The sequence below is a fragment of the Nocardia jinanensis genome, from assembly GCF_014645735.1.
Lineage (GTDB): Bacteria > Actinomycetota > Actinomycetes > Mycobacteriales > Mycobacteriaceae > Nocardia > Nocardia jinanensis.
In genome coordinates, this window is the sequence record NZ_BMMH01000002.1 from 620,641 (window position 1) to 633,728 (window position 13,088).

Below are 13,088 nucleotides of genomic sequence, written 5' to 3' on the forward strand. Positions count from 1 at the left end.
CGAATCCTTGTCTTCGGAGAGAGCGAGAAAAGCGGCCTACTTCTGGCGCAGCGTCTTCATCACCCGGAAGTAGAGTGTCATGGTTTTCGCCCACATCGCCTCCGACATCCCCGGCAGCGGCGCGATCGGGAGCATGCGCTGGACCGCGATCGTCTGGGTGTCGACGTACTTGAGCAGGCCCTCGGGGCCGTGCCGGCGGCCGGTCCCCGAGATCCCGACTCCGCCCGACGGCGCGTCGGCGCTGCCCCACGCGGCGATGAAACCCTCGTTCACGTTCACCGAGCCCGCGTTGATCCGCGCGGCGAATTCCCGGCCGCGCGCTGCGCTGCGAGTCCAGACGCTGGCATTGAGCCCGTAAGGGGTGTCGTTGGCCTGGATCACGGCCTCGTCGTCGGTGGCCACCTTGTAGACCGAGACGACCGGACCGAACGTCTCCTCGCGGTACACCGTCATCTCGGCGGTGACGTCGGTGAGCACTGTGGGTTCGTAGAAGTACGGGCCGAGGTCGGGGCGGTGCACACCACCGGCCAGCACCGTCGCACCTTTGGCGACCGCGTCGTCGACATGGGCGCGGACCGTATCGAGTTGTCGCGGGAAGGTCAGCGAACCCATATCCGTCGAGTAGTCCAGCGGCGACCCCAGCTTCAGCGCCTTCACCCCGGCCACGAACTCGTCGACGAATTGGTCGTAGACCTTCTCGTGGACGTAGATGCGCTCCATGGATTCGCACAGCTGGCCGGCCGAGGCGAAACTTGCCCGGACCGCGGTGCGGGCGGCGGCGCCGGGGTCGGCGTCCGACAGCACCAGCAGCGGGTTCTTACCGCCCAGCTCCAGGGAACAGCCGATGAGACGCTCACCGGCCTGACGGCCGATGGTGCGGCCCGTGGCGCTGGAGCCGGTGTAGTCGACGTAGTCGGCGCGGTCGATCACCTCGCCGCCGATCACCGAACCGCGACCCAGCACGATCTGCCACAGATCCTCCGGGAGCCCGGCCCGGATCGCCGCGTCGACAGCCCACAGGGCGGTGAGCGCGGTCTGGTTGTCCGGACGGCCCACGACCGCGTTACCGGCTACCAGGGCGGGCAGCGCATCGGAGACGGCCAGCGCGAGCGGGTAGTTCCACGGCGAGATCACCGCGACCACGCCCTTGGGCCGCTGGCGCACCTGCACATCGGTGAGCACCGGCAGCACCCCACGCGGGTTGCGGCGCGCGAGGAGTCTGGGTGCGGTGGCGGCGTAGTACCGGGAGTTGACCGCGACATCACCGACCTCGTCGAACGCGTGCGCCCGGGATTTACCCGTTTCGGTCTGGACGATATCGAGGATGGTGTCCTGTTCGGCGAGCACCAGATCGTGGAAGCGGCGCAGTACCGCGGCCCGCTCCCGGACCGGTACCTGCGCCCACCGGCGCTGCGCGGCGCGGGCGCGCTCGAACGCGGTGTCGATATCGGCGACCGAGGACTGTGGCAATTCGGCGATCTGTTCGCCGGTGGCCGGCGCGGCGATCGTGACGGCCGGAGCGCCTCCGGCCGCGGCCCGGGCCAGCAGCGGTTTCACCAGATCCGGGGTCAGCACGCCGGTGGCGGCGGGGCGCTGGGCGGTCGTCATCGTCGGCGTTCTCCTGGGCATTGTCGCGCCGCGGTGGCAGACCACAGCGGGCAAGATTAATTGAACAGTGGTGTTAGAGTAATCCTCGTGCTGTACGCCGTGTCAAGGGCTCCGTTCCATGCAACAGTCCGGAACCGCCGGGGGCTGTGGGATCTCACAGTCCGGCCGGAGGACCGATCGTGAGCACCTCGAACGTCGAGCGGCCCGCCCGCCGGGGCCGGCCACCACAGACGCAGGAACAGGCCGAACAGGTACGCGCCCGAATCGTGAAAGCCACCGCCGAGGTGTTCACCCGCAACGGCTCCCGCGGGTCCAGCGTCGCGCAGATCATCGAAGAGGCGGGGCTGTCGCGCCCGACGTTCTACCGCTACTTCGCCAATGCCACCGAACCGCTCAACGCGGTTCTCGATGTCTCCAATGCCGAACTCGTCGGCGGGATCGGGGCCGCGCTCGAGGCGCCGGGCGAAGGCGTGGATCTCGGTATCCGGCTCATCGACGCCTATCTGGACTGGGCGCGCGGCCACGGCCCGATGCTGCGGCCGCTGTTCGCCGAACTTCACGACCCAGGGTCACCGGTATCGGCGTACCGCACTATCGCGCTGGACGGGATCCGCGCGATCGTCGGCACCAAATTCGCCGAATCGGGACGCCCGGTACCGGCGCCGCTGGACCTCGACGCGGCGCTGCACGTCTGCGAATACGTGGTCTACCGGATCTCCGCCGAGGTCCGACCGGGCCGCGAACCCGATCCGGAAACGGTGGCCGCGGCCCGGCTGACCATGATCCGTGTGGTGCTGGCGACCCTCGGCAATACCGACGATGTGCACTATGCGATGAGTCTGCCCGGTTTCTTCCCGGCGGCGGCTTCCGCCGGAGACTGACCACCACGACCACGGTCCACCACCACAGTCGAGCGGATGAGTATTGCGGGATGCCGAGAGAAACACTGTGCCGCAGTGACAGTGCGGTGGACGCCCGGATCATCGGCACGCGCCGCGCCGCTGTTCAGTGGGGCGGGGTACCCATATCGGTCCCGACCCGAACCATCGCGGCTGCGCCGACCGCCCGTCTACATCCTCGGTCGGGTCACTCGCCATCTCGACCGTGCGGGAACTCACCTGCGCCGTACTCGACGGCACCGCTCCGTACCTAGTGCCCGGGGCGAGCGGGCTCCGGGCTGACATCGTCCAGGCTCAGGCCGCTGGCGCGCAGGACGTGCCGGTCGATCGCCGCGCGAATGGCCTCCTCGGTCCCCAGAATGCGTACATGCCGGCGCGCGCGGGTGATCGCGGTGTAGAGAAGTTCCCGGGTGAGCAGACTCGAACCCGGCTCCGGTAGGACGATGGTCACCGCGTCGTACTGACTGCCCTGACTGCGATGGATCGTCATGGCGAAAACCGTGACGACCGCCGGGAACTGGGTGGGGTGGACCAGATACGGTTCGTCCCCGCGCTGTAGCGCCACCCGCAGCGACCCGTCCGGCCGGGATACCACCACTCCGGTGTCACCGTTGTAGATCCGGGCCTCGTGATCGTTGGCGGTCACCAGGAGCGGCTGCCCGGGATACCAGGTGCCGTACCGGTTCTCCGGTCCCGACCCCGCCACCGCGGCCCATTCGGCGGCCGCGCGATCCCACTGTTCGACGCCGTACGGACCGCGCCGGTGCGCGCAGAGCAGGCGATGCGATTCGAAGGCGGCGAGCGCGGCCGCGGCGTCGCCGGCGCGCGCGGCGGTGGTGACCCGCTGCGCGGTGGTGACGACATCGGCCCGGACGGCGGCGATTTCGTCCGGACCGAGCAGCTCGAGCATATCGCCGCCCGCCCGCAGCAGATCCAGCGCGGCCTCGGTATCGCCGGCCCGGACGGCGACGGCGAGATCGGCGATCCGGCCGCCGAACCGGCGGCCCCGGGTCAGCCGGACGATACCGCCGCGCAAACGGTTCCGTTCCAGCTCGGTGAGCGTTTCGGTATCGCCCGGCTCCGTCGCCGCGGTCGAGCTGTCCCCCGCCGCCGCGAGTTCGGCGCCGAGCAGCTCCTCGAACGAGGGGTCGGCGGTCCCGGGAAACGGCGCGGCCACCAGATCGGCGAGCACGGCGCCGGCGTCCACCGAGGCGAGCTGATCCGGATCACCCGCCAGGACGAGCCGGGTATCGGGCCGCAACGCCGCGAGGAGCCTGCTCATCATGGTCAGCGAGACCATGGACGTCTCATCGACGACCACTACGTCGTAGGGCAGCCGGTTGTGTTCGTGATAGCGGAAACGAGTGGTGCGGCCGCGTTGCCAGCCCAGCAGCCGGTGCAGCGTCGCGGCGGACAACTCCGGCAGGCCCAGAGCGGGCGCCTGATCCCGGACGGCCTCCTGCAACCGGGCGGCGGCCTTACCCGTGGGAGCGGCCAGCGCGATCCGGGGTGGCGCACCGCCACCTCCCGGGCCGGCGGTGTGCTGGGCGACGAGCAGCGCGAGGATCCGGGCGATGGTATGGGTCTTACCCGTTCCGGGTCCGCCGGCGACGACAGTGGTCCAGTGGGTGGCGGCGAGCGCGGCGGCGATGCGCTGCCGGTCCACCCCGGCTTCCGGCGGCCCGAACAGGCGGTCGAGTTCGCGGCGCACCACGGCGGGGTCGCTGTGCGGATGATCGGCGGCGCGGGCGGTGAGTACCCGCCGAATGATCTGTTCCTGCTGGTAATAGCGATCCAGATAGAGCAGGGGGCCGGTGTCCGGACGGGACGGATCGGTGAGCCGCAGCGGACGCAACGGCCCGTTCGGGCCGCCCAGGACCAGCGGGCTCGCCCGCAACGCCTCGATGACCCGCGCCTGCTCGGGCCACGGCAGCTCCGCGGGATCCACCAGCAGTTCCGGGCGTTCCTCGTCGGCGTCCACACCGATATCGCGCATCCGGGTGAGATCCAGGCACACCGATCCCGACCGCACCGCGCGCACGGCCAATGCGGCGGCGAACAGCACCAACTCCCGATCTTCCCCACCGAGCCTGCCCAATCGCTCGGCCACGTGCACATCGGCGGCCGAGAGGACTCCCGCCTCGTTGAATTCGCGCAGCATGCCTGTCCCGCGCTGCGCTATCCGGATGGGTATCACGACACACCTCCGGCGAGCAGATCCGACAGGGCGATGATCAGGCCGGGCGGCGGGGTCCAGTCGAAAACACCTGCACCCGCCGGAGTTCCGGGTCCGACCATGCCCCGGACGAAGAGATAGCGGATACCGCCGAGGTGTACCGCCGGGTCGTAACCGGGTAGTCGCCAGCGCAGGTAACGGTGCAGGGCGACCGAGTACAGCAGTGCCTGCAGCGGATAGTGCGAGCGGAACATCTCCGCGGCCATCCGTTCGCGGGTGTAGTGGGCGACCGTCAGATCACCGGTGCCCAACCGGTTCGTCTTGTAGTCCACGACGACACAGCGCTGGTCCGGGGTACGCAGCACCGCGTCGATACTCCCGGTGAGATACCCCCGCAACGGTATGTCGTCGAGGGTGTCGAGTTCGTCTGCGTAGGCGTGGAAATCGTCGTCGGGGGCCAGGTGCGCACGGACGGTGGCGGCGATGCCGCGCAGGGTGGCGGCCTCACCGGCCGGTGTGTCACCACCGGCGAGCGGTAGTTCGAATTCGAGTTCACACAACCGGTCCCGGCCCGGGATATCGGCGAGGGCACCGAACCCGATCGGGGTTCGCAGCACCTCCACCAGGGCCGTGGTCAGCAGTTCCGGGTCGGCCGCGGAGAGCATCTCACCGATGGATTCGGCGCAACGCGCCCGCACCTCGGCGACCAGATCGGGGGCATCGGTATCCACCCGTTCCAGCACCCCGTGTACAAGGGTGCCGAATTCCGCGCCGTAGGGCAGGTCGTTCATCAGCGACGACACGCCGGGTCCGGGTCCGGGTTCGGCGAGCGGCACGGGAACCTCGGGCTCGTCACCGGGGCCGGGGGCGTCCTCCGGTTCGGATTCCGGGACCACCGCGTGGGCCGTCGCGGTGAGCGCCGAATAGGAAGTGCGCCGCCAGAACTCGTCGATCTCGCGATCGAAGGTGGCCACGGCCATCGCACCGGATCCGGAATCGGTCCAGGGTCGGTACACCGGCGGGTCGGCGGCGGGGTCGGCGGCGGTCACCGAGATCGACTCTCCCGCACCGGCCGACCGGGCGCGGAGTCGATCGACCACGGCGCCGTCCTCCGGGACCGCGGCCCGTGCGCTCGGTCGCGCCGCATCCGGTGCCCGGCCGAACAGCAGCCGGTGCAGCGGCGCGGTCGCGGTCCCGAACGAAGGCGCCCACCAGGCGACCACCTGGCAACACGCGCGGGTCAGCGCCACATAGCACAGCCGTAGTTCCTCACCCGCGGATTCACTGTCGGCACGTTCCTTGCGGGCCGTGTACCCCGGGGCGTCGGGCCCGCCGATATCCAGTACCCGGGCATCATCGTCGTGCATCAACAGGGTGGCGGGTTTGGGATCCGCGGAGCTGTCCCAGGCGAACGGCAGATAGACGACCGGGAATTCGAGGCCCTTACTGGCGTGCACGGTCGCGATCTGTACGGCCGCGATATCGCGGTCCAGGCGCCGACTGCGGCCCGGCACCGATCCCGACGCGGGTTCGCGCACACGATCGGCCAGCCACCGGGTCAGTGCGGTGAGGCCCAGTCCCTCGGTCGCCGAGACCTCGTCCAGCAGCTGGGCGATATGCCGGAGATCGGTGAGCCGCCGTTCGCCGTGTTCGACGGCGAGCAACCGCGGTGCCAGCCGGGTCCCGGTCGCGAGTTCGTCGAAGACGGCGGCGAACCCGGCGCGGGCGAACAACCGTGCCGCGTCACGCAGTTCGGCACTGACCCGCCCCACCAGATCCGCTCCCCCGCTGTCGAGGTCGGCGCCGGTATGCCCGAACAGTGGGGTCAGCGCGGCCAGCCGCACCCGGTCCGCGCGATGCGGCTGCTCCAGCGCCCGCAGCACCCACAGCCAATCGGTCGCGCTGCGGGTGGCGAAGATACTGCTGCCGCTTGCCAGGACCACGGGCACGCCGGCTCGTTCGAGCGCGGAGCGCACTACCTCGAGCTGAGTGTGGGTACGGACCAGCACCGCGATATCACCGGGCCCCACCGGCCGCTCCCCGGCAGGGGTGGTGACCGGGGCCTGCGCACCGGGCCGGGTGCGCGGCGAATCCGCCAGGACGGTGCCGGATTCGAGAAGCGCGACGATATCGGCGGCCAGATCGGCCGCGACCCGGGCCCGCTGCCGATGGATGTTCGGGAATCCGGACGCACCGCGCGGACCCGCACCGGTGCGTGGGAGACAGCGCAGCCGCAGCGGGGTGATCAGCTCGGCCGGACCGCGCAGCCTGGTCCACGGCTGGGTGGGCGTGACCGCGGGCACCACGATCTCGTCATGGCCCAGTGCCGCACCGCCCAGCAGATGTTCGAGCGCGGCGAGCAGCCCGGCATCACTGCGCCTGTTGGTGGTGAGTTCCCGGCGCGCGGTGGCGTGCCCGACCGCGTCCAGGTAACTCAGGACCTCCGCGCCCCGGAACGCGTAGATCGCCTGTTTGGGGTCACCCACCAGCACCAGCGGGTTGTGCCCGTGGAAGGCCCGGCGCAGGATCTCCCACTGCAGCGGATCGGTGTCCTGGAATTCGTCGACCAGCACCACCCGGTAGCGGTCGCGGATACGGCGGCAGGCGGCCGGGCCGCGTGCCGGATCAGCGAGGATATCGCGCAACAAGACCAGCAGATCGTCGAAATCGCGCAGTCCGGCGAGGCGTTTGCGGCGTTCGGTTTCGGCGCGGACCGCGGCCGCGAAGGCGATACGTTGTGCCGAGGCGTCGTCGGTATCGGGCGCGAGCCGGGCCTGCCTGTCGCGCACCGCCGCCAGGGCGAATCGGTGAGCCTGTTTCACCGAGAACGGCGCCCGGGTGCGCGCGTAACGACTCAGGTACAGATCGTCGACGACAGTGCGGATCAGATCGTCGGCCTCCTCCACCAGGCGGGCCCCGGGATCGTGATCGCCGGCCAGGCCGAGTTCGGCCAGCATGCGCTGACAGAAACTGTGCGTGGTGGCGATGACCCCGGCGTCGAAATCCGAGAGCGCGGCACGCAAGCGGGTACGGCGGGCGCGGACCTCCTCGGGGTCCGCGTCCGCCAGATGGCGGATCAGTTCGTCGGAGGCGGTCCGGGCAGCGACCGGATCGGCGAGCGCGGCGGCCACGGTGACGAACCGGTCGCGGGTGCGTTCGCGCAGTTCCTGGGTCGCGGCGCGACTGAAGGTCACCAGCAACAGCCGCGAGATGTCCACCCCGGTCTCGGCGACATAGCGGACGGCGAGGCCGACGATGGCATAGGTCTTGCCGGTACCCGCGCTCGCCTCCAGCACTGTGGTGCCCTGCGGCAGCGAGCCGCACAGTTCGAAAGCGTTCCCGGGGACGTCCGTCGTGGTCGTCGCGGTCGTGGTCGTCACTTTTGCTCCGTCCCGCGGTTGCGCATGTATCCGGTGGTCACGGCGCACCCTGCTGTTCGGCGCGCAGCAGCGGTACCCACAGCCGACGGGCGATCGATCCGAAACGGGTGTTCTCGACCGGTTCTCCGGCGGGTGCGGGCGCCGCGGTGAGATCACGCAGGTCCGGAGCCGGACCCCAGACATAGCGCAGATTACGGTCGGTGTGCTCGGCGAAATCCCTGGTCTTGTCGCCGCCACCGAACTCCCGGTCGGCGGCGGCGATCGCCTCCTCCGGGGTGAGCCGCCGATACCGCGCTTCGGCGTAGGCCGCGGTGGTGGCGGTGGAGATGGGGAGCGGTTCGGAGAGGCCGGTATCGCGCAGCGCGACCAGTGTGCGCAGCATGGTCGTGGCGTCGGCCGCACCGGGGGCGGTGAGTTCGGCACGCCATGCCGGGGTCGGGAAACGGCCCCGGCCGGTGACCGCGGCCCGCCACGACCGCTCCTCGGTGACCGCCAGCGCCAGCAGCGAAACCCACGCCGCGATCCGGTGTTTCGGCGCGACCCGCGAATAGGTGGTACGCACCAGCAGTTCCCCGCGTACGTCGGCGACCGTGCCGGTGAGGCGGCGACCGTCACCGAGGTCCAGCGCGATATCGATATCGCGCGGCGGCCGCGTGTAGTCGGGACCGGCCGCGCGGACCAGGGTATCGACGGTTCGTTCGACCTCGTCGAGCACGGCCCGGCCGAGTTCGGCCGGGGGTAGAATCCCGCGCCGCCATTCCGCGGCCCGGAGCTCGGCCGGGTCGGCGCCGGCCAACCGCGCGGCGAGCATCCGTTCACCGAGTGCCCAGGTGTCGAGTCCGCCGAACTCGATGGGCAACCGGTCGGCGATATCGTCCTCCTGGTCGGGGACCCGTACGCCCAGCCGCTGCCACAGGAAGCCGCGCACCGGATGCTCCAGGAAGGCGATGAGCTCGGCGAGCCCGATCTCGGTCGTTTCGGCGCCCGGCAGGGTGCGGGTGAGCAATTGCGGAGGGGCTGTCGGTATCCCATCGATCGCCCGGGCGCCCGCGAAGGCGACGGCGTCGAAACCGAAGGGCCGATCGGCGGCGAAGTTGCGTGGATCGTGTGCTTGCAGCGGATGACGGGTGAGCACTCGCGCCATACCCGCGGTACCGACGTGTGCGCGCAGCACGTCCAGGAGTTCGGCGATCGGCACCGCGGGCGGCCGATAGGCGCCGGTGACGGGATCGGCGCCGGTATGCACGATCACCAGGGTGTCGCGGGCGGCCGTGATCGCGTCCAGCAGGAGCTGGCGGTCCTCGGAGCGCGGATCACGTTCGCCCATCAGGGGTTCGCGAGCCGGTACCTCGTCACCGTCGATTCCCGCACCGCGGGGGAAGACCTCGTCGTCCACGCCGAGCAGCACCACCACGCGATGTGGAACCGACCGCATCGGGGTCATCGTGCACACGGTGAGTTCCCCGGTCCGGAAATTGGCGCGGGTCGGGGCGGCCGCGAGCCGGCCCTGCAGCAGGCCGGTGATATCGCTGAGCCGCAACTCCACCTCTCCGGCATGGGCGGTGGCCGCCGCCAGTTCGCGGCGCGCCTCGGTACGGATCCAGGCCTGCGATTCGGGCACATCGGTCAGCAGCTCCAGCGCCCGGTCCAGGACGGCCGACCACTGCGCGGCGGGCCCGGGGCCCTGCAGGTCCCGTAGCACCGCGGCCAGCCGGTCGATGTATTCCGCGAACCGCCCGGCCACATCGATATCGTTGCTGTCCACATCGTCGAGCGGCAGGACCCGATCCAGCCAGCCCTGCGAGCTTTCGTCGGCGGTCACCCCGAGCATGATCCGGTCCACCGCCGCGTTCACCGTGTTCTGCTCGAAATCGCCCAGTCCGAACGCGTGGCGCTGCCGCCGGCCGATACCCCACCGAGCGCCGGCCTCGACCGCCCACTCCCGTATCCGCTCGATATCGTCGTCGTCGAATCCGCAGGCGCGCCGTACCGGTTCGTAGGCCGCGAGGTCCAGCACCTCGGTGACCGTGACCCGGCTCCGAGCGAGTTCGAGCAGTGTCACGACCACGCCCAGCAGCGGATTCGTCACCGCCCGGCCGCGGTCGGCGAGCCGCACCCGGAGTCGATGGCCCGGATGCCCGGTATCGGCACGGGATTCCGCGCCCGCCGCTGCGGGATGCCCGAACGCGGCGCGGAGCAGCGGAGCGAACGTCTCGACCTCCGGGCACATGACGAGCACATCGCGCGGCTCGAGCGAACGATCGGCGGCGAACAGCCCGAGCAGGCACTCCCGCAGCACTTCCACCTGCCGGACCGGACCGTGGCAGGCGTGCACCTGGACACTGCCGTCGGCGCCGCACTCTCCCTGTTCCGGCGGCCAGTCGTCGTCGCGGATACTCCGCTGCACGGATTCCAGCAGCGTCGCCGGGCGTTCGCCCCGGCCCGACGCGTGGTCGGTATCGACCGCCGCGACGCCGATCGGGTCACGGGCGGGCGAGCCGGACGGCGCCGGGTACCGGATATCGGCGGCGGCGAGGGGCAAGCGCAACTGGAGTTCCCGGATATCGCGGCTCAGCCCCGCCAGCAGCGGATGACGAACCCGGGTGGCCGAATCATCCTCCACCCGTAGCGATTTCGGGTTCGAACCGGCGAGCGCGTCCCACATGACCGGGCTCGGATGGGCCAGCCACAGATGGAGATCGCGGTGTTCGGCCAGCGCGGTGAACACCGCCAGATGGGCGGCGGGCAACCGGGTCGCGCCGAAGAGGGACAGCCGGGACGGGAGATCCACCGCCCCCGGCTCGGCCCGCAACCGCTCGCAGGTGGCCCGCAGTCGTTCGGTGGGATCCGGGGCGCCGATCGCGTCGCGCAGCCGCCGCCACAGCGCCGGCTGCCAGACCAGGTCGTCGGGCAGTGGGCGACCGGTGCCATCGGTATCGCCACCCCGCGACCATTCGGTGATCAAGGTCGGGCGCTGGACCGCGTACCCGTCGAAGAGTGCGGACAGCCGGGCTGCGGTCGCGTAACGGCGTCCGCGTCGATGGTCGGCCCCCGCCGCGGGACCGTTCCCGTCCACAGCGAATTCCGGCGCACCGGCGGGTTCGCCCGGATCCAGCCCGAGATGCCGGGCGAGTACGGCACACCACGGTTCGTGTACCGATTCGTCGATCACCCGCAGCAGTGTCCACACCGTACGGTCCGGCGACCACGGATCGTCGTGCGGCCCCGGACCGCCGACCCGGGCCGATACCTCCTCGACCAGCGCGGCCGGAGCCGGGAATCGGATATTCGCCGCGATACCGTCGCCGGAGGCCGCGGAAGTCCCGAGGACGCCCGAGAGTTGCTGCGTCAGCCAGCGTTCCACCCCCTTGGCGGGAACCACGACCACTTCGGCGGCGAACGGATCGGGCAGCGGATCGGCGAGAATCCCGGCTAGCGCGGTGACCAGCGTATCCGCGCGTTCGGCACGGTGGATGTGCAGCGGCATCTCCGCCCTTTCGCTCGGTTCCGATCACCATCCTCCGCCGCGCCCGCACAACTCGGGCGGGCGCATCGTCCACCCGTTTATACGCCCGGCGTCCGACACCGTTCGCCAAGCCCCCACGACGGACCGGACAACCCGGGACAGCGGATCATCCCCCGAATGTCCCTAGCGCCAATGGCTTTTACCGGATATCCAACCGGTGCGCACAGTGATTTAGCGCACATGAGTCACCGACACGCGGTCGTATGGCCGCGATCTCGCGCACACGCTGTGTCACAGTGCAAGCCCGGGAGGAACGGTTACCGCATGAAAGGCTGGTTCGCGTCGATGAAAGCGCTGGTTGTGCCCTTGATACCGAGAGACGGATTCACCGTCCGCCGGTCCGGTGACAGGTGGGAGCTAGTCAACTCCCGGCACTACGGACGCACCGTCGTTCTGCATTCGTGGCCGCGTGAGCAACACTCGGAAGCCTTCGAACACTGCTACCGCCTCAACGGCCGTGCCGCCGCCGCACTGAAGGCCACCGCGCGGGTCCGCTAGCGGTCCGGGGGAAAACGTGCGCGCAGAGCGCCGATATGACAAGGTGATCCCTCGTGCGTTACCCCCAGCTCACCGGTGCGGCTTCCCGCGTGGCCGCACCCGCCACTGTCCTGGCCGCCGCAGCGATACTGTTCGCCGGTGTGCCCTCCGGCCTGCCGTCGGCCGATGCCGTACCGCATTCCCGCACCCAGGGTTGCGCGAACGGATTCGACTGCGATCTGGCCGCCCGCATCGAGTCGGTGAACTCGTATCTGGATTCCCGGCCGGGAGTGACCGGTTTCGTCATCCGGGATCGGCAGACCGGTGCGGTGTACGCGAGCCCGCATGCCGAGGATATGGTGTGGACCGCGTCCACGATCAAGCTCGCCATCGCCTCCGATCTGCTCAATCGTGCCCGAGTCGGCGCGATCGCGCTGGTGCCGGAGGACCGTCAGCTCATGGAGCAGATGATGTCCACCTCCAACGATCAAGCCACCGACATCCTGTGGAACAAATACGCCGGCTTCGACGGCCAGGCGTTCAACAACGCGTTCCGCGCGAACGGTATGACCAGCCTCCGGCCCGAGCCCTCGCCCAACGGTCGCCCGAACTGGGGCTTCCAGAAGACGACCGCCGCCGATCTGGACCGGCTCATGTCGACTGTGCTGGACCGGATGCACCCCGACGATCGCGGCTATCTGCTGGACCTGATGCGCCGGGTCGATTCCAACCAGCACTGGGGCGTCTGGGGCGCCGGTTCGGCCATGCGGCCGGGCCTGAAGAACGGCTGGTCGGAGGAGCAGGGTGGTTGGGTGGTGAACTCGGTCGGTTTCGCCGGACCCGGTGAGCGCTACACACTGGCCATCATGACCGCGATGAACGGTGAGGGTGGTTACCAGGAGGGTGCCGAAACCGATACCACGATCGCCGAGAAACTGCTGTCCGGCCGCTGATCGCCGCGACGTAGAATTCCGGGCCCCGTGTCGACACGGGGCCCGGAATCGTTCACGGCATCGATATCC

Annotated in this window: 6 protein-coding genes; 2 read left to right on the forward strand and 4 right to left on the reverse strand. The window is 70.0% G+C overall.

The features are described from left to right. Positions 1–36: 36 nt before the first annotated feature. The gene (locus IEY68_RS07385) at positions 37–1,608 is read right to left on the reverse strand and encodes a succinic semialdehyde dehydrogenase (protein ID WP_062996743.1); all 1,572 of its coding nucleotides are present in this window, start codon (positions 1,606–1,608) and stop codon (positions 37–39) included. A gap of 179 nt (positions 1,609–1,787) precedes the next feature. Here IEY68_RS07385 and IEY68_RS07390 point away from each other — a divergent pair, with 179 nt between their 5' ends. Further along, positions 1,788–2,489, forward strand: a complete 702-nt coding sequence (locus IEY68_RS07390; RefSeq protein WP_062996742.1) for a TetR/AcrR family transcriptional regulator — start codon at positions 1,788–1,790, stop codon at positions 2,487–2,489. Positions 2,490–2,757: 268 nt separating this feature from the next. On the opposite strand, the gene recD is transcribed toward IEY68_RS07390, so the two are convergent. From recD to recC, 3 genes are read right to left on the reverse strand one after another with little or no spacing between them, the layout of a single operon-like run. Continuing rightward, positions 2,758–4,704, reverse strand: coding sequence for an exodeoxyribonuclease V subunit alpha (recD, locus tag IEY68_RS07395; RefSeq protein ID WP_189094101.1), 1,947 nt, complete (start codon positions 4,702–4,704; stop codon positions 2,758–2,760). Further along, positions 4,701–8,063, reverse strand: a complete 3,363-nt coding sequence (locus tag IEY68_RS07400) for a UvrD-helicase domain-containing protein (protein WP_062996738.1) — start codon at positions 8,061–8,063, stop codon at positions 4,701–4,703. The genes recD and IEY68_RS07400 overlap by 4 nt, the downstream gene beginning before the upstream one ends. A gap of 37 nt (positions 8,064–8,100) precedes the next feature. Beyond that, complete coding sequence (gene recC / locus IEY68_RS07405; protein WP_062996736.1) at positions 8,101–11,550, reverse strand: exodeoxyribonuclease V subunit gamma; 3,450 nt, start codon at positions 11,548–11,550, stop codon at positions 8,101–8,103. 590 nt (positions 11,551–12,140) lie between these two features. Here recC and IEY68_RS07410 point away from each other — a divergent pair. Continuing rightward, on the forward strand, positions 12,141–13,019 hold the full coding sequence (locus IEY68_RS07410; RefSeq protein WP_062996734.1) for a serine hydrolase: 879 nt from the start codon (positions 12,141–12,143) through the stop codon (positions 13,017–13,019). The last annotated feature ends 69 nt before the right edge of the window (positions 13,020–13,088 follow it).

Coding starts and splice junctions, on each gene's coding strand:
- recC (WP_062996736.1), bottom strand. CDS start 11,550: ATGCCGCTGCACATCCACCGTGCCGAACGCGCGGATACGCTGGTCACC.
- IEY68_RS07385 (WP_062996743.1), bottom strand. CDS start 1,608: ATGACGACCGCCCAGCGCCCCGCCGCCACCGGCGTGCTGACCCCGGAT.